This window comes from Pseudomonas sp. GW101-3H06 (genome assembly GCF_059424605.1).
In genome coordinates this window covers 783,653-803,368 of record NZ_JBWKZO010000001.1, presented here as the reverse complement: position 1 = coordinate 803,368, position 19,716 = coordinate 783,653, and the positions used below count along the sequence as shown (strand labels likewise).

At 60.2% G+C, this 19,716-nt stretch carries 16 protein-coding genes; 15 read left to right on the top strand and 1 reads right to left on the bottom strand.

Translation table 11 applies throughout. The features are described 5' to 3' along the window. The first annotated feature begins 45 nt into the window (after nt 1-45). The 4 genes from AC07ZE_RS03650 (at nt 46) to AC07ZE_RS03635 (ending at nt 4,421) form a co-directional block, all read left to right on the top strand. Nucleotides 46-1,425, top strand: coding sequence for a PepSY-associated TM helix domain-containing protein (locus AC07ZE_RS03650; RefSeq protein ID WP_207261370.1), 1,380 nt, complete (start codon nt 46-48; stop codon nt 1,423-1,425). A 256-nt stretch (nt 1,426-1,681) separates the two neighbouring features. Continuing rightward, entirely contained in the window at nt 1,682-2,470 is a 789-nt protein-coding gene (locus tag AC07ZE_RS03645) for an ABC transporter ATP-binding protein (RefSeq protein WP_207261369.1), read from the top strand. After that, entirely contained in the window at nt 2,467-3,414 is a 948-nt protein-coding gene (locus tag AC07ZE_RS03640; protein ID WP_207261367.1) for an ABC transporter substrate-binding protein, read from the top strand. The genes AC07ZE_RS03645 and AC07ZE_RS03640 overlap by 4 nt, the downstream gene beginning before the upstream one ends. After that, a complete protein-coding gene (locus tag AC07ZE_RS03635) occupies nt 3,411-4,421 on the top strand; it encodes a FecCD family ABC transporter permease (protein WP_207261364.1) in 1,011 nt (336 codons plus the stop codon). The genes AC07ZE_RS03640 and AC07ZE_RS03635 overlap by 4 nt, the downstream gene beginning before the upstream one ends. 33 nt (nt 4,422-4,454) lie before the next feature. Here AC07ZE_RS03635 and AC07ZE_RS03630 read toward each other — a convergent pair whose 3' ends face one another. Continuing rightward, complete coding sequence (locus AC07ZE_RS03630) at nt 4,455-9,173, bottom strand: DUF4329 domain-containing protein (protein WP_207261362.1); 4,719 nt, start codon at nt 9,171-9,173, stop codon at nt 4,455-4,457. Nucleotides 9,174-9,491: 318 nt separating this feature from the next. Here AC07ZE_RS03630 and urtA point away from each other — a divergent pair, with 318 nt between their 5' ends. The 11 genes from urtA (at nt 9,492) to ureC (ending at nt 19,696) form a co-directional block, all read left to right on the top strand. Next, nucleotides 9,492-10,757: an urea ABC transporter substrate-binding protein gene (gene urtA, locus AC07ZE_RS03625; protein ID WP_095192070.1), complete on the top strand. Its 1,266-nt coding sequence runs from the start codon at nt 9,492-9,494 to the stop codon at nt 10,755-10,757. A gap of 164 nt (nt 10,758-10,921) precedes the next feature. Next, on the top strand, nt 10,922-12,424 hold the full coding sequence (urtB, locus tag AC07ZE_RS03620) for an urea ABC transporter permease subunit UrtB (RefSeq protein WP_207261360.1): 1,503 nt from the start codon (nt 10,922-10,924) through the stop codon (nt 12,422-12,424). Beyond that, entirely contained in the window at nt 12,424-13,503 is a 1,080-nt protein-coding gene (gene urtC / locus AC07ZE_RS03615) for an urea ABC transporter permease subunit UrtC (RefSeq protein ID WP_207261358.1), read from the top strand. Before urtB ends, urtC begins: the two co-directional genes overlap by 1 nt. Continuing rightward, nucleotides 13,500-14,372 (top strand): urea ABC transporter ATP-binding protein UrtD, encoded by an 873-nt coding sequence (gene urtD / locus AC07ZE_RS03610; protein WP_207261356.1) that lies wholly within the window; start codon nt 13,500-13,502, stop codon nt 14,370-14,372. The genes urtC and urtD overlap by 4 nt, the downstream gene beginning before the upstream one ends. Before the next feature lie 134 nt (nt 14,373-14,506). After that, nucleotides 14,507-15,205, top strand: a complete 699-nt coding sequence (urtE, locus tag AC07ZE_RS03605; RefSeq protein WP_207261354.1) for an urea ABC transporter ATP-binding subunit UrtE — start codon at nt 14,507-14,509, stop codon at nt 15,203-15,205. Between the two features lie 43 nt (nt 15,206-15,248). After that, nucleotides 15,249-16,088 carry an urease accessory protein UreD gene (locus AC07ZE_RS03600; RefSeq protein WP_207261352.1) on the top strand — a complete coding sequence of 280 codons (840 nt, stop codon included), beginning with the start codon at nt 15,249-15,251 and terminating at the stop codon, nt 16,086-16,088. Nucleotides 16,089-16,165: 77 nt separating this feature from the next. Then, nucleotides 16,166-16,468, top strand: a complete 303-nt coding sequence (gene ureA / locus AC07ZE_RS03595) for an urease subunit gamma (protein WP_096513642.1) — start codon at nt 16,166-16,168, stop codon at nt 16,466-16,468. Between the two features lie 8 nt (nt 16,469-16,476). Further along, nucleotides 16,477-17,010 carry a GNAT family N-acetyltransferase gene (locus tag AC07ZE_RS03590; protein ID WP_207261350.1) on the top strand — a complete coding sequence of 178 codons (534 nt, stop codon included), beginning with the start codon at nt 16,477-16,479 and terminating at the stop codon, nt 17,008-17,010. Nucleotides 17,011-17,016: 6 nt separating this feature from the next. Then, nucleotides 17,017-17,550, top strand: a complete 534-nt coding sequence (locus AC07ZE_RS03585) for a GNAT family N-acetyltransferase (RefSeq protein ID WP_095192078.1) — start codon at nt 17,017-17,019, stop codon at nt 17,548-17,550. Next, nucleotides 17,550-17,855, top strand: coding sequence for an urease subunit beta (locus AC07ZE_RS03580; protein ID WP_207261347.1), 306 nt, complete (start codon nt 17,550-17,552; stop codon nt 17,853-17,855). Before AC07ZE_RS03585 ends, AC07ZE_RS03580 begins: the two co-directional genes overlap by 1 nt. Nucleotides 17,856-17,995: 140 nt before the next feature. Further along, nucleotides 17,996-19,696 (top strand): urease subunit alpha, encoded by a 1,701-nt coding sequence (gene ureC / locus AC07ZE_RS03575; RefSeq protein ID WP_207261336.1) that lies wholly within the window; start codon nt 17,996-17,998, stop codon nt 19,694-19,696. The last annotated feature ends 20 nt before the right edge of the window (nt 19,697-19,716 follow it).

Below are 19,716 nucleotides of genomic sequence, written 5' to 3'. Positions count from 1 at the left end.
CCCGCACCCATAACTAAAAGATCCGAGCCACGCGGAGCACACGTGATGAAACAGCCCAAAGTGAATTTCTATAACCTGGCATGGCGCTGGCATTTCTATGCCGGATTATTCGTTGCGCCCTTCATGGTAATGCTGGCCCTGACCGGCACCATTTACCTGTTCAAACCGCAACTTGACTCGTTGATGTACAGCAGTCTGCTCAACGTCCCGGCCGGCCATCACACCATCCCGGCCGACGACCTGCTGCAGCGGGTCAAAACGGCTTATCCACAAGGACAGGTCACGCAATACCTGCCACCGGTCAATGCCGAGCGCAGCGCTCAATTCGTGGTGGCGAATGCCGGCCAGGAGTTGAATGTGTTCGTCGACCCTTACCACGGCGACATCCTCGGCGAGCAAGACGCCAAGAAAAACCTGCAAGCGATCGCCCGGGCGATTCACGGTGAACTGATGATCGGCACCGTCGGTGACCGGCTGATAGAACTGGCCGCCGGCTGGGGCGTGGTGCTGGTGGTTTCCGGGGTGTTCCTGTGGTGGCCGCGGGGTCAGGCCGCCGGCATTGTGTGGCCACGCCTGAGCAGTCGCGGCCGGGTCCTGTGGCGCGACCTGCACGCGGTGACCGGATTCTGGGGCGCGTCCCTGCTGTTGGTGATGTTGCTTAGCGGCATGACCTGGACCGGTTTCTGGGGCAAGCAATACGCCCAGGTGTGGAACGTGTTCCCGGCGGCGATGTGGGATGACGTGCCGAAGTCCGATATTGAAGCCCGCAGCCTCAACACCGCTACTCGCCAGACTGTGCCATGGGCCATGGAAAACACGCCAATGCCGATGTCCGGCGACCATGCCGAGCACATGGCCCACGGTGGTGCACAAGTCGGTCCGGCAGCGCCGACCATCAGCCTGCAGGACGTGCAAAACATCGCCACGCAGGGCAAGGTCGAGCCGGGGTACAGCATTACCTTGCCGACCACCGCGACTGGCGTGTTCACCATCGCGGTATTCGCCGATGACCCGCGCAACGACGCCACCCTGCATGTCGATCAGTACAGCGGCAAGGTGCTGGCCGACGTGCGCTACGGGCAATACGGTGCCGTCGCCCGTGCCACGGAAATCGGCGTAATGCTGCACGAAGGCAAGATGTTCGGCGTGCTCAATCAGATCGTTGTGCTGCTGATCTGCTTGATGATCCTGCTCAGCGCCGTCAGCGGCGTGGTGATCTGGTGGAAGCGCCGCCCGCAAGGCAAATTCGGTGTGCCGCCCTTACGTCAAGACCTGCCGAAATGGAAAACCGCGATGGTCATCATGTTTGCCCTGGCGGTGGCGTTCCCATTGGTGGGCGCTTCGCTGGTGGTGGTCTGGCTGCTCGACAAACTGCTGTTGTCGCGTTTCAACCGACAAACTGAATCGACTTCACCTTCATCATGAGACAGGCGAGATGCGTGGTTTAGAGGGTTCTGTAGACTTTCGGCGCTTATCGCACGGCCTATTGCGCGTTACCTGATAAAGCAAATGCGCCGCCCGACCCGCAGCCCTTACTTTGGAACTAAGGGCTGCTTTTTTTTAAACCGAGTCGCCCCCTTCGCAAGCAGGCTCGCTCCCACAAGGGACGGCACAATTCCTGTGGGAGCGAGCCTGCTCGCGAAGGCGTCATCAGCAACACCGAATAACTCAGAGAAACTGCATGACCTCGCTGAACCTCACAAACCTCACCTGGTCCCCCCTGGGCCACGGCCACTGTCATCACCAATTCCGGTTGCGCGATGCCTCGCTGCGCGTGGCCGCCGGTGAGTTCGTCGGTTTGATCGGCCCCAACGGCAGTGGCAAGACCAGCCTGTTGCGTTGCGCGTGGCGCTTCAGCAAACCGGAACTCGGTGAGGTCAGGCTCGACCACCATAACGTCTGGCAACAGTCATCACGCTGGTGCGCGCAACGCATCGCCGTGGTATTGCAGGAGTTTCCCGATGCCTTCGGCCTGACCGTCGACGAGGTGGTCGCCATGGGCCGCACGCCGCACAAAGGCCTGTTCGATGGCGATACCCCGCAAGATCGAAACCTCGCAACCCAAGCCTTGGAATCGGTCGGCCTCAAGGGCTTCGAAGACCATGCCTTCTCCACCCTTTCCGGCGGAGAAAAGCAGCGCGTGATTCTCGCCCGCGCCCTGGCTCAGCAACCACAATTGCTGATCCTCGACGAGCCGACCAACCACCTCGACCCGCGCTATCAACTTGAGCTGTTGCAGTTGGTCAAGCGCCTGAAGATCGGCACCCTGGCGAGCATCCACGATCTCAATCTGGCCGCAGCCTTCTGTGATCGACTGTACGTGATCAACCACGGTCGCATCGTCGCCAGTGGCACGCCGAAAGCAGTCCTGACCACCGCATTGCTGCGCAACGTATTCGGCGTCCAGGCGCTGATCGATGAACACCCCTTGCATGGCTACCCTCGAATGACCTGGATAACCCAACCATGACTTTGCGTCCCCTGCTGTACCTTTCCCTATTACTGTGCAGCGCCCAGGTGTTTGCAGAGGCCACGCACTACCCGCTGACCATTCAAAGCTGCAACCGGGAAGTGACTTTCCAGCAAGCGCCCAAACACGCCGTCAGCCACGACATCAACATGACCCGGATGATGCTCGCCCTCGGCCTCAAACCGCAGATGGCCGGGTACAGCGGCGTGTCTGGCTGGAAGTCAGTGACGCCTCAGATGCACGGCATCCTCGACGGATTGCCTGAACTGGCGGCCAAGTATCCGTCGGTGGAAACCCTGCTCAACGCCAACGTCGATTTCTTCTTCGCCGGGTGGGATTACGGCATGCGCGTGGGCGGTGATCTCACGCCGCAAACCCTGCAACCATTGGGCATCAACGTCTACGAGTTGACCGAGTCCTGCGCCTTTGTGATGAAGCGTCCACCGGCAACGCTGGAAGACACGTACAACGACCTGCGCAACCTCGGGAGAATCTTCGACGTGCAGGATCGCGCCAATACCGTGATCAGCCAGATGCAGGCGCAAGTCGCCGGGATTCGCAAGAACCTGCCCGCCGACAAACCGCGGGTGTTCCTCTACGACAGCGGCGAAGACCGCGCCATGACCTCGGGTCGCCTGGGCATGCCGCAAGCCCTGATCGATGCGGCCGGCGGACGCAATGTGCTCGACGATGTCGAGGCGAGCTGGACCCGGGTCAATTGGGAGAACGTGGTTGAGCGCAATCCGCAGGTAATCGTGATCGTCGACTATGGCGAAGTCACTGCCGAGCAGAAGGTTGAGTTTCTGCGCAGCCACAAGGCGCTGCAATCGGTGGACGCCATCAAGCACCAGCGCTTCATTGTCATTCCGTATGTGCAGGCTACTCCGGGGATCGATAACGTGTTGGCGGTACAAACCCTGGCCAAAGGCTTTCACAGCGAATGATCAACCATCGCTACGCCGTGTTGCTGATCGGCCTCGGCGCACTATTGCTGGTGTCGTGCGTGGTGTCGCTGGGCTTCGGTCCGGCGCGGGTGCCGGTGGACGCAGTGTGGCGAATTCTGCTGCACAAGCTGTTCGGCTTCGGCGTACCCGACTGGAGCGCCGGACAGGACCACATCGTCTGGCTGATCCGCGTGCCGCGCATGCTGCTCGGTGCGTTGGTGGGTGCGGGGCTGGCGCTGATCGGCGCGGTGTTGCAAGCCGTGACGCGCAACCCGTTGGCTGACCCGCATTTACTTGGGGTCACGTCCGGCGCCACCCTAGGCGCGGTGATCGTGGTGCTGCATGTCGGTGAAATTGTCGGCCTGTTGACCTTGCCGATCGCCGCCTTCATCGGTGCACTGTTGAGCATGCTGGTGGTGCTGATGATCGCCAGTCGCCACGGTCGGCTGGACAGTGATCGCCTGCTGCTGTGCGGCGTGGCGGTCTCGTTTGTGATGATGGCGATCGCCAACCTGCTGTTGTTTCTTGGCGACCACCGCGCCAGTTCCGCGGTGATGTTCTGGATGCTCGGCGGGCTTGGGCTGGCGCGTTGGGAACTGCTCGCCGTGCCCACTGCCAGCGTAATGCTCGGCCTGGTGTTGCTGCTGGGCATGGCCCGGTCGCTGAACGCCTTGATGGCGGGCGAGCAGACGGCGGTGACACTGGGCTTGAACGCCCGAACGGTACGATTGTGGGTGTTCGTGATCGCCTCGCTGATGACCGGCGTGCTGGTGTCCATCAGCGGCTCGATTGGTTTTGTCGGGTTGATGGTGCCGCATATTGCGCGGCGCCTGATTGGGGCGGAACACCGGCGGTTGCTCCCGGTGTGCGTGTTGCTTGGCAGCGTGTTTCTGGTTTGGGTCGACGTTGCCGCACGAACAATGATTGCCCCCGAAGACTTACCCATCGGCGTCGCCACCGCCGCCATCGGCGGGCTGTTCTTCATCGGCCTGATGCGCAACAGATGAGTTGTATCTGTTGCGCAATGGGTAGCCGGATAATCAGAGCTCGTCCCGATACCAGACAACCCCGAGACCGTGTGGCTGGCGCCGACGCTCGCGCCACTTGACGCCCATGCGACCTGACTGCCTCCAGTAGTAACCGGCAATCAGAACCCTGAAATCCCCAAGATCGACGAGCCTGGAAATAAAGTCTCCCGAGGAAAGCTGAGCCTGCCATGCTCCGTTCTTGAACTCGACCGCTTTCATCGACAGCAAGTCTTTTTCTGCGCGTGTGTAGACGGGCGTGTATCGAAGCAACACACCGTAAGGGGTTGAGTAGTAATAGTCCTTGATCTCGAATCCTCTGTCCTTGAGGTACTGGGTATGTTCACGCACCATGGGAGGTGAAGCGAAATTGGCATAGACCTGTTCGATATCCGGGACGAGTGTCGTGTTGCCTGACAAGTACAACTGATGGGTTGCCACAAGCGTGTAGCCGTCGGGATAACGGGGAGCCGGAGTATTGAACGTCGCAAGCGGATCATTAGCCTTGCGGAAAATCCGGGCAACGGGACTTGCTCCGGTCGCGGAGCTTGCCAGGGGTTCGAGCGGGACGAAACGAGGCGTTCGATTCAGTACTGATGGCGTTCGGGCAAGTATCGCGCTCTCAAAACCGGTATCGCCCTCCTCTGCGCTGCCCGCACGTTGCTGGATATAGCGGGCGGCATCATCGGCATGATGAAAGACCGGCCCCAGTGCCGGCACCGGGCGGGCCGCCCAACGTTCACTGTCGGACACATCCGCCAGGCGCGGCTGCCACTTCTCGTCGACTACCCCATGCCGTGACCAGTAAGCACTGGTCACGAGGACTTCGAGTTTTCCGGCCCTTGCCATGCGATGGATGTATGCCCGCTCGTCCAGCCTGCCTCGCCTATAGGCTTGATCATCCTGCCTCGCCCGCTCCGAGTATGAAAACTGGTTAGGCCTCAATTCAACCTGGCCATAAGCATCGTAAAATTGGCCAGGCTCAAAGGCCGCCATGTCGAATCGCAGCAACGCGCCATCGGCGCAAGAGAAATAAATCGGCTTGTATCCTTGAGGCGTATAGGCAGCCGTACACAGCTGCTGCACAAGTATGGGCGAAGGAATGAATTGTCGCGGGTCATCTTCCTGTACGCCTTCCGGGGCGGCTGCCGAGCGCAGATAAAGTGCCTGTACGGCATAACCATCGGGCAGTGCACCTTCGGGGAATACACGATCGAGGGCCATCCTGGAATGCTGGTTCTCAACCGGTAGAGTGCCGATAAAAACGCCGTCCCGAGCGTTCCACAAAATGAAACCGAAGGTCGGGAGCGAAGTGTGGCGCGGGCCTTCATTCACATAGCGCGCCGCCGTGTCCTGTTGAATGAATGCCGGGCTGCACGCGGGAGCCGCCACTGCCTTGTCATAGTCACCCACCGGACCAGGCGCGACGGCTGGATAAGGAGCCCAGCGGGTCACCGGGCCACTTGATCCCCATAACCGACTGCCGGTGACAACACGCAGATAACCTGCCTGTGCCAGGGAGTCGACCCAATCACTGGGCTTCAACGCACCACTGTGGATCTGCTGCTTGATTTTCTTGCCGTCAAGGTCGGTCGGCAATTGCTTGTAGTCTGTCAGGACACTCACGAGGTCGGCACGTAAACGGCTCAGCAGACCCGCTTCATATCGAATCAATGAGCCGTCAGGCCCGAACAGGTACTCACTCAGATTCGTCACAGTGCCGGGGCCGCTAAATGCCGTGTACAGCGTATCGACCGACAACATATTCAAGTAGGTCTGCTTCTGAATTTCGGTAAAAACCAGCGGCAATTCTGCCGCGAGGCGTGTCCGGTAACGCGCCACAACCTGACAGCCTTCGGGAAACAGGCCGGAACGGATGCTTTCATCAGGAAAAATCAACTTTACGTCGAAGTCTTCCTGAGGCACTTCAACCGGATCGGTGGCCAGGTAAAGACCGTCCCCCCGTTTCAATACCACGCCACCGAGCAGCTTGTCTGGATGATCAAGCAGCCGGGAGCGGACATACGTCACAGCATCGTCCTGCTGACTGAATGCCGGGCTTAGCCAGCGACGCTCCAGATTCAAAAAGGGCTGCCAATGGAGGTCCACTGGCCAGGGCCTGTCCCAGCACAGGCTCGTGCGCATGACGTTCAATTGGCCCTGGCCGGCGACCAACCGGACAAAATCTTCAGGTTGCAACTTTCCATTGGCCAGGTTCTGTTTCAAGACCTCCAAACTCAAGTAAGGAGTGTCGTTGTCGAACAGCTTGCTGCCCCGACGATTCTCATATTTGAGCAACGCACCGTCCTGCGTGGACATATACAGCGGGATGGGCTTGTCTGACTCCGTGACCGGACGGCGTCGCGAGTAGTAGACCGCTATGTAGAGATCATCAAGCGAAATGAAGTATTGCGACAACCAGGAACCGGTTTTATCTGACGGATGCTTCACCCGCTGTCGCGAGTAAAACAAGGCATGTCGATTGAAGCCTTCAGGGTACGAATAGAAAGGCGGCATGCTGGAAACGCCGAACAGACTCTCTGGCTGGAAAACATTGTTCTTTTCGTCGCCGATGGGGACCAGTTCGGAAGCGATATATTCCTCCCGGTCCCTGTGCTTAAGGATAAAACCAAACCACGCTTTTTCCTGATCGTGCAGGCGCACGTCATGGAAATACCGATCCAGTGCGGCGTCATCTGCCGAGGAAAAAACCGCTCCGAACGCTACTTGCCTGGGTCGTGTCCATTTCCACGGCGAGGCAGGGACGGACCATGCCGCCGTCACCGGCCCACGCGCCCCCCACATTTCACTGTTCACGACAACACTCAATCGGCCGGCGGCTGCCTGCTCCCTGATGAAGTCGCTCGGCATCACAACGCCAGTTTCCAGCTCAGTGACGAGTGGCCCCGGGTGTTTCGCCGAGCCCAAGCGCTTTTCCAGATCCCGCGCACCGGCCGTCTCGGCAGGCTCGAATTTCACCAGACTTTTTTGGGCACCGGATAAATAGAGAGGAATCTCATCGAGCAAAACCTGCCTCATCTCTTCGACACTGAATGCCTGCAAACTAAGGGCTGCTTCTTGCCGGGACCACTTCAACCTGTCCACTTTCCCGGGATCAAGCCGTGACAGTGCTTCGTGCGAGACATATCGCCCCACCATGACATGGTCGATAGGGAAAATGGTGCGCCCCTCATTGTCTCGCGGATAAAACTGCCCAAGGCTGAGAGATTCGATCCCCCCTTCAAGCGGTTCGGTTGCGATGAAGCGCTTGTCATCGCGCTGAAAAACATAGCCCGCGTAGTGGCGATCACGCCGATTGCCGATTCGCTCGTGGACATAACGAGCGGCATCGTCGGCCGATAAAAACGCAGGGCTCAACGTCGGCCAGGGAAACCCGGCGAAGGGCACCCAGTCGAGGCCGACCTGCCCCAATCGGTCCCACAACGTACTACCGCGCAACACTTCCAACCGCCCGGCCAGCGCCAGCGTCGAGACGAACTCGCGCGGGCGAAGGGTCCCGGCCTGCATCCTGGCTTGAAGGCCACCATCGCCAAAGGTGCCATCTGCGTTCTTCACGCTCAGCGCCGCTTCAATCTCGGAACCGCTGAAGCTGTACTTCAATATCGAGCTGTCCCTGGTTCGCATATATAGCGACAAAGGCTTACCGGCTTCGGACAACGCTTTGCTCAAGGCCTGACATGCAATGGCCGCAGCCATTTCACCCGGCGTGAAGAAGTTTTCGTAGAGCCACGCCTGAGTGGGGGGAAAAAGGGCGGGGTCAGGGCGGGACGCATAATAAAAACCCTCCAGCACATAGCCGGCCGGCAGCTTCACCCGTCCATCGTCACCGCGAGGAAAAAACCGGACCGGATCCCATGACGCTTGACCGGCGGGACGGGCCTGTGTCGCGATGTACTCGTTGGCCGCCAGCTTTTTGAGCACCAATCCGGAAGTCAGCGCGCTTTTTTCCTTCAATGCTGCGAGCACAGCCAGCTCGGCGCTGCCGCAAATGCGAGTCATCAAAGGCCACTCTGTTATCACCCCCTTGGAAAAAGCTTTGCCTGGCTGCCAGTCCGGTGGAACTTTACCGACGGAGCCCACCCAATCGGCATTGGACACAATGACTTTAAGCTCACCGATCGAAGCGACCTTTCTGATGACGTTCGCCACTCCGAATACACCGACAGGGTTATCACGCGGCGCACCGGCTTTAAGCCAGAGGTAATAGCTGAACTCCTCCTTCGTACCGCTGGGCGAATACTTCAACAGCCCCCCGTCAGGACCCGACAGATAGGCGCTGCGAAAAAAACTGCGCTCCGAGACATCGGAAATGAAATCCATATCGGAGAAGAAATTGAGGAAAAGCCTGAGAGTGATTTCATCCTGGCCGGGATTGGCCGCCCGGACTTTGTCGAGTGCCGGCGGATGCGAATGGACATTCGCGACGCAGGTATATCCTGCAGGATGCACATAGTTTCCGTTGGCATCGGTATCCAGAATGGTCCTGAAATCAAACGTGTTCACCTCGCCTTGCACAGGCTGGGTGGCTGCAAAATCGCCGTCCGGCAACTGCACGATCACACTTCCATATTCCCTGTCCGCATTGGCAGGGATCTGGCCATGGACCCAATAAGCGGCATCCTCCTCCGTCAGAAAACCCGGACTGAGCTTTGGAAGCCTGGTTTTGGAGGGTAGTACTGCGGCACGGACTTCCCGGCCTGACATGTCATTCATGATAAAAATCCTGCGAAAGAGTATCGGGATAACTACCGAATGAGTGTCGCCATGCGTGCGCCTTGATCAGCGGTACATATCTATCGTTTGTGTATCCAGACTTTTTGGGTACTCACCCTCAGGTGCAGCACCATTTGCGCGCAGACAGGCGCACCCGACCAACCTCTCTGCCTGTTAATAGTGCAGCGCTGCTTGTGCCAGCCCATGTTTACCCTTCTGGACAAGGCATTCTCGTCGTTGGGCACAGCCCTTGCTAAAGACCCTTCAGTCGTCCGCATCTGCCAATCAGAAAAATTAAACGTTCATGGAGATCGCACAATGAAGCGTCGCAGTTTGATCAAGGCTTTCACACTCTCGGCAAGCATTGCCGCGATGGGCATGACCTGGACTGTCCAGGCAGCCGAGACCATCAAGGTCGGGATTCTGCACTCGTTGTCCGGCACCATGGCGATCTCCGAAACATCGCTCAAGGACATGGCGTTGATGACCATCGACGAGATCAATGCCAAGGGTGGCGTGAACGGCAAGATGCTGGAGCCGGTGGTGGTCGACCCCGCGTCGAACTGGCCGCTGTTTGCGGAAAAAGGCCGTCAGTTGCTGACCCAGGACAAGGTGGCGGTGGTGTTCGGCTGCTGGACTTCCGTGTCGCGTAAATCGGTGCTGCCGGTGTTCGAAGAACTCAATGGCCTGCTGTTCTACCCGGTGCAGTACGAAGGCGAAGAAATGTCGCCGAACGTGTTCTACACCGGTGCCGCGCCGAACCAACAGGCGATCCCCGCCGTTGAATACCTGATGAGCGAAGAAGGCGGCAGCGCCAAGCGTTACTTCCTGCTCGGCACCGACTACGTCTACCCGCGCACCACCAATAAAATCCTGCGCTCGTTCCTGCATTCCAAAGGCGTGGCCGACAAGGACATCGAAGAGGTCTACACCCCGTTCGGTCACAGCGATTACCAGACCATCGTGGCCAACATCAAAAAATTCTCGGCCGGTGGCAAGACCGCTGTGATTTCCACGGTCAACGGCGACTCCAACGTGCCGTTCTATAAAGAGTTGGCTAACCAGGGGCTGAAAGCCACCGACGTTCCGGTGGTGGCCTTCTCGGTAGGTGAAGAAGAACTGCGCGGCATCGACACCAAGCCACTGGTGGGCAACCTCGCGGCGTGGAACTACTTCGAGTCGGTCGAGAACCCGGCCAACCAGAAATTCGTCGCCGACTGGAAAGCCTATGCGAAGAAACACAACCTGCCTGGCGCCGACAAAGCGGTGACCAACGACCCGATGGAGGCCACTTACGTCGGCATCCACATGTGGGCGCAGGCGGCTGAAAAAGCCAAGTCCACCGACGTCGACAAAGTCCGCGAGGCCCTGGGCGGCCAGACCTTTGCCGCGCCATCCGGCTACACCCTGACCATGGACAAGACCAACCACCACCTGCACAAGCCGGTGATGATCGGCGAAATCCAGGCCGATGGTCAGTTCAACGTGGTGTGGCAGACCGAAGGCCCGATCCGCGCCCAACCGTGGAGCCCGTTCATTCCGGGCAACGACAAGAAGCCTGAGTATGCGGTGAAGAGCAACTGAGCCACTGGATGTCGGGCCTGACCGCACAACTCAGGCCCGACGATTTCCCCTGTGGGAGCGAGCCTGCTCGCGAAGAGGTCCTGACAGTCGACATTGAGGGTGAATGTCAGACCGCTTTCGCGAGCAGGCTCGCTCCCACAATGTCCGCGTCAAGGCGACTCTCTATGCCCACTGCCCTTTTCCGCTTCATCCTCGCCATCGCATTTCTTTTGCCAATGGCTTCGTTCGCCGGTGACGCCGAAGACTTCGTCGCCGCCAATTCCGTGCAGCAAGCCAAACTGCTTGAAGCCTGGGCCGCGCAGCCCGATCCGGCGCGCATCGAGCTGATCAACGCCCTGCAACAAGGCGAGTTGACCGTCGACGGCCAGCCGAAAACCTTGCGCCTGAACAACCGCCTGCGGGGTCTGATCGATACCGCCCTGGCCAGCCACCAACTGCTCGCCGCCGACGCGAAAATCCGTCTGGCCGCCGCGCAGCAATTGCAGAAAAGCGCCAAACCCGCGCAGCTCAAATTCCTCGATCAGCAACTGGCGGGCGAACAGGATGAAAGCGTCCACGCCGCCCTGAGCCTGGCCCTGGCCAACCTGCAACTGGTGGACGCCAATCCGGCAGTGCGTCTGGCCGCCGTTCGCCTGCTCGGTGAAACCGGTGACCCACTAGCCCGCACCCGCCTGGAAAGCCTGCTGGATCCGGGCGTGGAAACTGACGCCAATGTGCGCACGGCCGCCGAGACCAGCCTCGCACAGGTCAAACGCAAACTGCTGATGGGCGAATTGCTCGGCCAGGCCTTCAGCGGCATGTCCCTGGGCTCGATCCTGCTGCTCGCGGCACTGGGCCTGGCGATCACCTTCGGCCTGCTCGGCGTGATCAACATGGCCCACGGCGAGATGCTGATGCTCGGCGCCTACTCGACGTACGTGGTGCAACTGATGTTCCAGCGTTACGCGCCGCAGGCCATCGAGTTCTATCCATTGATCGCGCTGCCGGTGGCGTTTTTCATCACCGCCGGGGTCGGCATGGCGCTGGAACGCACGGTGATCCGCCATCTCTATGGGCGTCCGCTGGAAACCCTGCTCGCCACCTGGGGCATCAGCCTGATGTTGATCCAGTGTGTGCGTTTGCTGTTTGGCGCGCAGAACGTCGAAGTGGCCAACCCCGCGTGGTTGTCTGGCGGAGTTCAAGTGCTGCCGAATCTGGTGCTGCCGTACAACCGCATCGTCATCATCGCCTTTGCCTTGTTTGTCGTCGTCCTCACTTGGCTGTTGCTGAACAAGACTCGCCTGGGCCTGAACGTGCGTGCGGTCACCCAGAACCGCAACATGGCCGCCTGCTGCGGCGTGCCCACCGGGCGCGTCGACATGCTTGCCTTCGGCCTCGGTTCAGGCATCGCCGGTCTCGGTGGCGTGGCGCTGAGCCAGATCGGCAACGTCGGTCCGGACCTCGGCCAGAGCTACATCATCGACTCGTTCCTGGTGGTGGTGCTCGGTGGTGTCGGGCAACTGGCCGGTAGCGTATTCGCCGCCTTCGGCCTGGGCATCGCCAACAAGATTCTCGAACCGCAGATCGGTGCCGTGCTCGGCAAGATCCTCATCCTCGCGCTGATCATTCTGTTCATCCAGAAACGTCCGCAAGGCCTCTTCGCACTCAAAGGACGGGTGATCGACTGATGAACCAGCCCCTGCTCGTTACCGCGACACAAAAAGCCGGCCCCAAAGTCACGATGGTCGTCGGTGTTGTCGTCCTCGCTCTGCTGCTGACGTTGCCGTTGCTGTCGTTGTTGCCGGTGGACAGCACGCTGCATGTGTCGGCTTACACGCTGACGCTGGTGGGTAAAATCCTTTGCTACGCCATCGTCGCCCTGGCGCTGGACCTGGTCTGGGGTTACGCCGGCCTGTTGTCCCTCGGCCATGGCCTGTTCTTCGCCCTCGGCGGTTATGCGATGGGCATGTACCTGATGCGCCAGGCCTCGGGTGATGGCTTGCCGGCGTTCATGACGTTCCTGTCGTGGACCGAATTGCCCTGGTACTGGGCCGGCACCAGCAGCTTCCTCTGGGCCCTGTGCCTGGTGGTGTTGGCGCCGGGTCTGCTGGCGCTGGTGTTCGGTTTCTTCGCCTTTCGTTCGCGGATCAAGGGCGTGTACTTCTCGATCATGACCCAGGCCCTGACCTTCGCCGGGATGCTGCTGTTTTTCCGCAACGAAACCGGCTTCGGCGGCAACAACGGCTTCACCAACTTCCGAACGATTCTCGGCTTTGGCATCACCGAACCGGGCACCCGCGCGGTGCTGTTTTTCGCCACAGTGTTGTTGTTGGTGGCGAGCCTGTACATCGGTTGGCGGCTGGCGCGGAGCAAGTTTGGTCGCGTGTTGACCGCGCTGCGCGATGCGGAAAACCGCCTGATGTTCTGCGGCTACGACCCACGGGGTTTCAAGCTGTTCGTCTGGGTGTTGAGCGCTGTGTTGTGCGGCCTGGCCGGTGCGTTGTATGTGCCGCAAGTGGGCATTATCAACCCGAGTGAAATGTCGCCGACCAACTCCATCGAAGCCGCCGTGTGGGTCGCCCTCGGTGGTCGCGGCACCCTGATCGGCCCCTTGCTTGGCGCTGGCGTGGTCAACGGCATGAAGAGCTGGTTCACCGTGGCCTTCCCCGAATACTGGCTGTTCTTCCTCGGCGCGCTGTTCATCGTCGTGACCCTGTACCTGCCCAAAGGCGTGATCGGTTTGCTTAAGAAAAGAGGTGAACAATGAGAGTCACTGCGAGCGCTGAATTCATGCTCGAACCGGCCTTCTTTCCGCCGCTGGAACCAAACAAGGACGCCGGCAGCAGCCGCGATGCCATCGGACTTGGACAGCGCGCCGGCAAAGGCCTGAACACCCGCCACGGCACCATCCTGACCCTGGAAGACATCAGCGTCAGCTTCGATGGCTTCAAGGCATTGAACGATTTGAACCTGTACATCGGCGTCGGCGAACTGCGCTGCATCATCGGCCCCAACGGTGCGGGCAAGACCACACTGATGGACGTGATCACCGGCAAGACCCGGCCGAGTCACGGCAAGGCCTGGTTCGGCGAAACCCTGGACCTGACGCAAATGAGCGAAGTGCAGATCGCCCAGGCCGGGATCGGTCGCAAATTTCAGAAGCCGACGGTGTTCGAAGCTTTGAGCGTGTTCGAGAACCTGGAGCTGGCGCAGAAAACCGACAAGTCGGTATGGGCCAGCCTGCGTGCGCGGCTCAATGGCGAGCAGAAGGATCGCATCGTCGAAGTGTTGGACACCATTCGCCTGACCGCCTCGGTCAATCGCCCGGCAGGCCTGCTTTCCCATGGACAGAAGCAGTTCCTGGAAATCGGCATGTTGCTGATGCAGGACCCGCAACTGCTGCTGCTCGACGAACCGGTGGCCGGCATGACCGACGCTGAAACCGAATTCACCGCCGAGCTGTTCAAGACCCTGGCCGGCAAGCATTCGCTGATGGTGGTGGAACACGACATGGGCTTCGTCGGCTCGATTGCCGACCACGTCACCGTGCTGCACCAGGGCAGCGTGCTGGCCGAAGGGTCGCTGGAGCAGGTGCAGGACAATGAGCGGGTGATCGAGGTGTATCTCGGTCGATAAATTTGCGAACACTTATCCAACTGTGGAAGCGGGCTTGCTCGCGAAGACGGCGGCACATCCAACATCAATGTGACTGACACACCGCTTTCGCGAGCAAGCCCGCTCCCACAAGGGGATTGAGGAGAACTGAAGGAATGCTGCAAGTCGACAAGCTGCACCAGTACTACGGCGGTAGCCACATCCTGCGCGGCCTGACGTTCGACGTGAAGGTCGGTGAGGTCACCTGCCTGCTCGGTCGCAACGGCGTGGGCAAGACCACCTTGCTCAAGTGTCTGATGGGCCTGCTGCCGGCCAAGGAGGGTGCGGTGAACTGGGAAGGCAAACCCATCACCACGTTCAAGCCACATCAACGGGTGCATGCCGGGATCGCCTACGTGCCGCAAGGTCGGGAAATCTTTGGCCGACTGACCGTGGAAGAAAACCTGCTGATGGGCCTGTCGCGCTTCCCTGGCTCCGACGCCAAGGAAGTCCCGGCCTTCATCTACGAACTGTTCCCGGTGCTGCTGCAAATGAAACAGCGCCGTGGCGGTGATTTGTCCGGCGGCCAGCAACAGCAGTTGGCTATCGGCCGAGCCCTGGCCAGTCGTCCACGCCTGTTGATCCTCGACGAACCCACCGAAGGCATTCAACCGTCAGTGATCAAGGAGATCGGCGCGGTGATCAAGAAACTTGCGGCCCGCGGCGACATGGCGATTTTGCTGGTGGAGCAGTTCTATGACTTCGCCGCTGAATTGGCCGATCAATACCTGGTGATGTCCCGTGGCGAGATCGTGCAACAGGGTCGCGGTGAAAATATGGAAGCCGAGGGTGTGCGTGGTCTAGTCACGATATAAGAGCACGATTTAATCTGTAGCAACCTAACGATAATTGGACATCATGAATTTACCTGCCGCCACTGCCCTGTTTACCCCAAGCTGGCACGCCGAGCTGGAGCTGGGTTACGCCCGCTTCGGTGACAGCACGCGCCCGGTACAGCGCCGTCATCTCGGTCCATTGCGCGTGCAGAAGCATTTGTATGCCGAAGGTCCCGAGGTTTGCCAACACATCGTCGTCCACCCGCCAGGCGGGATTGCCGGGGGTGATCGCCTGGCCATTTCGGCCAGCGTCGGCCGCGATGCCTGGGCGCAGATCACCAGCCCGGGTGCGGCCAAGTGGTATCGCGCCGCCGGCCCCGCCTATCAGCAGCTGGACTTGAAAGTGGCGGCCGGTGCGACACTGGAATGGCTGCCCCAAGAGACGATCATTTTCAGTGCAGCGCAGGCTGAGCTCAGCACTTCGATTGATCTTGAAGGGCATGCGCGGCTGTTCTACTGGGACGTGGTCGCACTGGGTCGGCCTGCCAGCGGCGAACGCTTCGACCTCGGGCATTTTCAGGCGCGCCTGGATATCCGCCGCGACGGCCAGTTGCTCTGGCATGAGCGCCAGCGCATTGTCGGGGATGATGGCTTGCTGGATTCGCCCATTGGGCTGGACGGGCAACCGGTGTTTGCCACGCTGTTGGTGACAGGCGAGATTGATAGCGAACTGCTGGAGAAATGCCGTTCGCTGCCCAATGACGTGCGCGGGGATTTGACGCAGTTGCCGGGGCTGATTGTGGCCCGATGCCTGGCCAGCGAAGCGCTGTTGGCGCGAGGCTGGTTGATCGAGCTATGGAAGTTGCTCAGACCCGCACTGCTAGGCCGCGAAGCCGTCCCACCCAGAATATGGAGCACTTGAAATGCAAGCCCGCTCCCACAGGGATTTGTATTTACAGGTCCGAAAACCTTTTCAATCTGCCCAGATGGATTTCTACGATGGACCTGACCCCACGTGAAAAAGACAAGCTGCTGATCTTCACCGCAGGCCTCGTGGCCGAGCGGCGGTTGGCCCGCGGTGTGAAACTCAATTACCCGGAGGCCATGGCCTACATCTCTGCGGCGCTGCTCGAAGGCGCCCGCGATGGCCAGACCGTCGCACAACTGATGCACTACGGCACCACGCTGCTGAGCCGCGAACAAGTGATGGAAGGCATCCCCGAAATGATCCCGGAGATCCAGGTCGAAGCGACGTTCCCCGACGGCACCAAACTGGTCACCGTCCATCAACCGATCGCCTGAGGCTCGCCATGACTTACACCATTCGCGATGCCGTGCATGCCGACCTGCCGGCAATCCGTGACATCTATAACGATGCCGTACTCAACACCACGGCGATCTGGAATGAACAGGCCGTCGACCTCGGCAACCGCCAGGCCTGGTTCAGCGCCCGGCAGGCGCAAAGCTATCCGATCCTGGTCATCGTCAACGCCGACAACCACGTGCTGGGCTACGCTTCATTCGGCGACTGGCGCCCATTCGACGGTTTCCGACACACCGTCGAGCATTCGGTCTACGTGCGCAGCGACCAGCGCGGCAATGGCCTGGGCCCGAAACTGATGGACGCCCTGATTGAACGCGCCAGGGACTGTGGCAAGCACGTGATGGTTGCCGCCATCGAAAGCGGCAACGCCGCCTCGATTCGCCTGCATGAGCGTACCGGCTTCGTGATCACCGGACAGATGCCTCAGGTGGGCACCAAGTTCGGGCGCTGGCTGGACCTGACTTTTATGCAACTGACCCTTAATCCTGGCGCGCAACCACCGAGTGCCAGCAAGGAGTGATGCCCGATGAACCCCGCCCAACTGCGACGCGTCAATGTTGAAAGCTTTGCGCACTACCGCCAGGGATTGATTGATCTGTTGCTCGATGCAGTGGGTTATGGCGCCAGCGTCGGCTTCATGGCCAACCTTGATGCAACCCAGGCCCGCGCGTATTTCGATGAGGTTCAGGAGAACCTGAACAAGGGCCATGTGTTGTTGTGGGTGGTGGTCAAGGACGAACAAGTTCAGGCCAGCGTACAGCTGACCCTCTGCCAGAAAGCCAATGGCCTGAACCGCGCCGAGGTGCAGAAATTGCTGGTGCGTGAGCATGCGCGGCGGCGCGGTCTGGGTCAGCAGTTGATGACCGCTCTGGAGCAGGCCGCCCTGCAACACAAGCGCGGCATGCTCTACCTCGATACCGAGGCCGGCTCCCCCGCCGAAGACTTCTACAAGGCGCTGGGCTACACCCGCGCCGGCGAAATCCCCGATTACGCCTGCGACCCGAGCGGTCGCTACAAGCCGACCGCCCTCTACTACAAGATTCTCCAAGGAGCCCATTGATGATTCCCGGTGAATACCAGATCCAGTCCGGAGACATTGAACTCAACATTGACCGACGCACCCTCAGTTTGAACGTGGCCAACAGTGGCGACCGACCGATCCAGGTCGGTTCGCACTATCACTTTTTCGAGACCAATGACGCCCTGACCTTCGACCGCGCCGCCAGCCGCGGCATGCGCCTGAACATCCCCGCCGGTACCGCCGTGCGCTTCGAGCCGGGGCAGAGTCGGGAAGTGGAACTGGTGGATCTGGCCGGGCATCGCCGGGTGTTCGGCTTTGCCGGGCGAATCATGGGTGATCTCTAAATTAATGCGTTATCAGCGCCGCCCCCTTCGCGAGCAGGCTCGCTCCCACAGTTGATTGCGTTCCCCTGTGGGAGCGAACTTGCTCGCGAATGTGAGCGCATCGAACGATTTCAAATTCAACTGAATCTCAAGGCGAACGAATGAAGATTTCCCGTCAGGCCTACGCCGACATGTACGGCCCCACCGTCGGTGACAAGGTCCGCCTGGCCGACACCGAGCTGTGGATCGAAGTCGAGAAGGACTTCACCACCTACGGCGAAGAAGTGAAGTTCGGCGGCGGCAAAGTCATCCGCGACGGCCAGGGCCAGAGTCAACTGCTCGCCGCCGAAGTCGTCGACACCCTGATCACCAACGCGCTGATCATCGACCACTGGGGCATCGTCAAGGCCGACGTTGGCCTCAAGGACGGGCGCATCGCTGCGATCGGCAAGGCCGGCAACCCGGACATCCAGCCCAACGTCAACATCGCCATCGGCGCCAGCACCGAAGTCATCGCCGGTGAAGGCATGATCCTCACCGCCGGCGGCATCGACACCCATATCCACTTCATCTGCCCGCAGCAGATCGAAGAAGCGCTGATGAGCGGCGTCACCACCATGATCGGCGGCGGCACCGGACCCGCCACCGGCACCAACGCCACCACCTGCACTTCCGGTCCGTGGCACCTGGCGCGGATGCTCCAGGCGGCGGATGCCTTCGCGATGAACATTGGCCTGACCGGCAAGGGCAACGCCAGTCTGCCGGAGCCGCTGATCGAGCAGGTCAAGGCCGGCGCCATCGGCTTGAAGCTGCACGAAGACTGGGGCACCACCCCGGCGAGCATCGACAACTGCCTGAGCGTGGCCGATCAGTACGACGTACAGGTAGCGATCCACACCGACACCCTCAACGAGTCCGGCTTCGTCGAAACCACCCTCGCCGCCTTCAAGGGCCGCACCATCCACACGTACCACACCGAAGGTGCGGGCGGCGGCCACGCGCCGGACATCATCAAGGCTTGCGGCTTCGCCAACGTGCTGCCGAGCTCGACCAACCCGACCCGTCCGTTCACTCGCAACACCATCGACGAACACCTCGACATGTTGATGGTCTGCCACCACCTGGACCCGAGCATTGCCGAAGACGTGGCCTTCGCCGAAAGTCGCATTCGCCGCGAAACGATCGCTGCCGAAGACATCCTCCACGACCTCGGCGCATTCTCGATGATCAGCTCCGACAGCCAGGCCATGGGCCGGGTCGGCGAAGTCATCACCCGCACCTGGCAGACCGCCGACAAGATGAAAAAGCAGCGCGGTCCTCTACCGGGGGACGGCGCTGGCAACGACAACTTCCGCGCCAAACGCTACATCGCCAAATACACCATCAACCCGGCGATCACCCACGGCATCAGTCATGAAGTGGGTTCGGTCGAAGTGGGGAAATGGGCGGATCTGGTGCTGTGGCGCCCGGCTTTTTTCGGGGTCAAGCCGACGCTGATTATCAAGGGCGGCGCCATTGCGGCCAGCCTGATGGGCGACGCCAACGCATCGATTCCAACACCGCAGCCGGTGCATTACCGCCCGATGTTCGCCAGTTACGGCGGCTCGCTGCACGCCACCAGCCTGACCTTTATCAGTCAGGCGGCGCAGGAAGCCGGGTTACCGGAGGCCTTGGGTTTGAAAAAGAAAATCGCTGTGGTCAAGGGCTGCCGCGAGGTGCAGAAAACCGACCTGATCCACAACGATTATTTGCCGAACATCGACGTCGATCCGCAAACCTATCAGGTCAAGGCCGACGGGGTACTGCTTTGGTGTGAACCGGCGCAAACGCTGCCGATGGCGCAGCGTTATTTCCTGTTCTGATCCCACCGGCCTTGTCTTTT

Bases quoted from the DNA above. Each gene is read 5' to 3' on its own strand.
- AC07ZE_RS03650 (WP_207261370.1), top strand. From the start codon at position 46: ATGAAACAGCCCAAAGTGAATTTCTATAACCTGGCATGGCGCTGGCAT.
- AC07ZE_RS03645 (WP_207261369.1), top strand. From the start codon at position 1,682: ATGACCTCGCTGAACCTCACAAACCTCACCTGGTCCCCCCTGGGCCAC.
- AC07ZE_RS03640 (WP_207261367.1), top strand. From the start codon at position 2,467: ATGACTTTGCGTCCCCTGCTGTACCTTTCCCTATTACTGTGCAGCGCC.
- AC07ZE_RS03635 (WP_207261364.1), top strand. From the start codon at position 3,411: ATGATCAACCATCGCTACGCCGTGTTGCTGATCGGCCTCGGCGCACTA.
- AC07ZE_RS03630 (WP_207261362.1), bottom strand. From the start codon at position 9,173: ATGAATGACATGTCAGGCCGGGAAGTCCGTGCCGCAGTACTACCCTCC.
- urtA (WP_095192070.1), top strand. From the start codon at position 9,492: ATGAAGCGTCGCAGTTTGATCAAGGCTTTCACACTCTCGGCAAGCATT.
- urtB (WP_207261360.1), top strand. From the start codon at position 10,922: ATGCCCACTGCCCTTTTCCGCTTCATCCTCGCCATCGCATTTCTTTTG.
- urtC (WP_207261358.1), top strand. From the start codon at position 12,424: ATGAACCAGCCCCTGCTCGTTACCGCGACACAAAAAGCCGGCCCCAAA.
- urtD (WP_207261356.1), top strand. From the start codon at position 13,500: ATGAGAGTCACTGCGAGCGCTGAATTCATGCTCGAACCGGCCTTCTTT.
- urtE (WP_207261354.1), top strand. From the start codon at position 14,507: ATGCTGCAAGTCGACAAGCTGCACCAGTACTACGGCGGTAGCCACATC.
- AC07ZE_RS03600 (WP_207261352.1), top strand. From the start codon at position 15,249: ATGAATTTACCTGCCGCCACTGCCCTGTTTACCCCAAGCTGGCACGCC.
- ureA (WP_096513642.1), top strand. From the start codon at position 16,166: ATGGACCTGACCCCACGTGAAAAAGACAAGCTGCTGATCTTCACCGCA.
- AC07ZE_RS03590 (WP_207261350.1), top strand. From the start codon at position 16,477: ATGACTTACACCATTCGCGATGCCGTGCATGCCGACCTGCCGGCAATC.
- AC07ZE_RS03585 (WP_095192078.1), top strand. From the start codon at position 17,017: ATGAACCCCGCCCAACTGCGACGCGTCAATGTTGAAAGCTTTGCGCAC.
- AC07ZE_RS03580 (WP_207261347.1), top strand. From the start codon at position 17,550: ATGATTCCCGGTGAATACCAGATCCAGTCCGGAGACATTGAACTCAAC.
- ureC (WP_207261336.1), top strand. From the start codon at position 17,996: ATGAAGATTTCCCGTCAGGCCTACGCCGACATGTACGGCCCCACCGTC.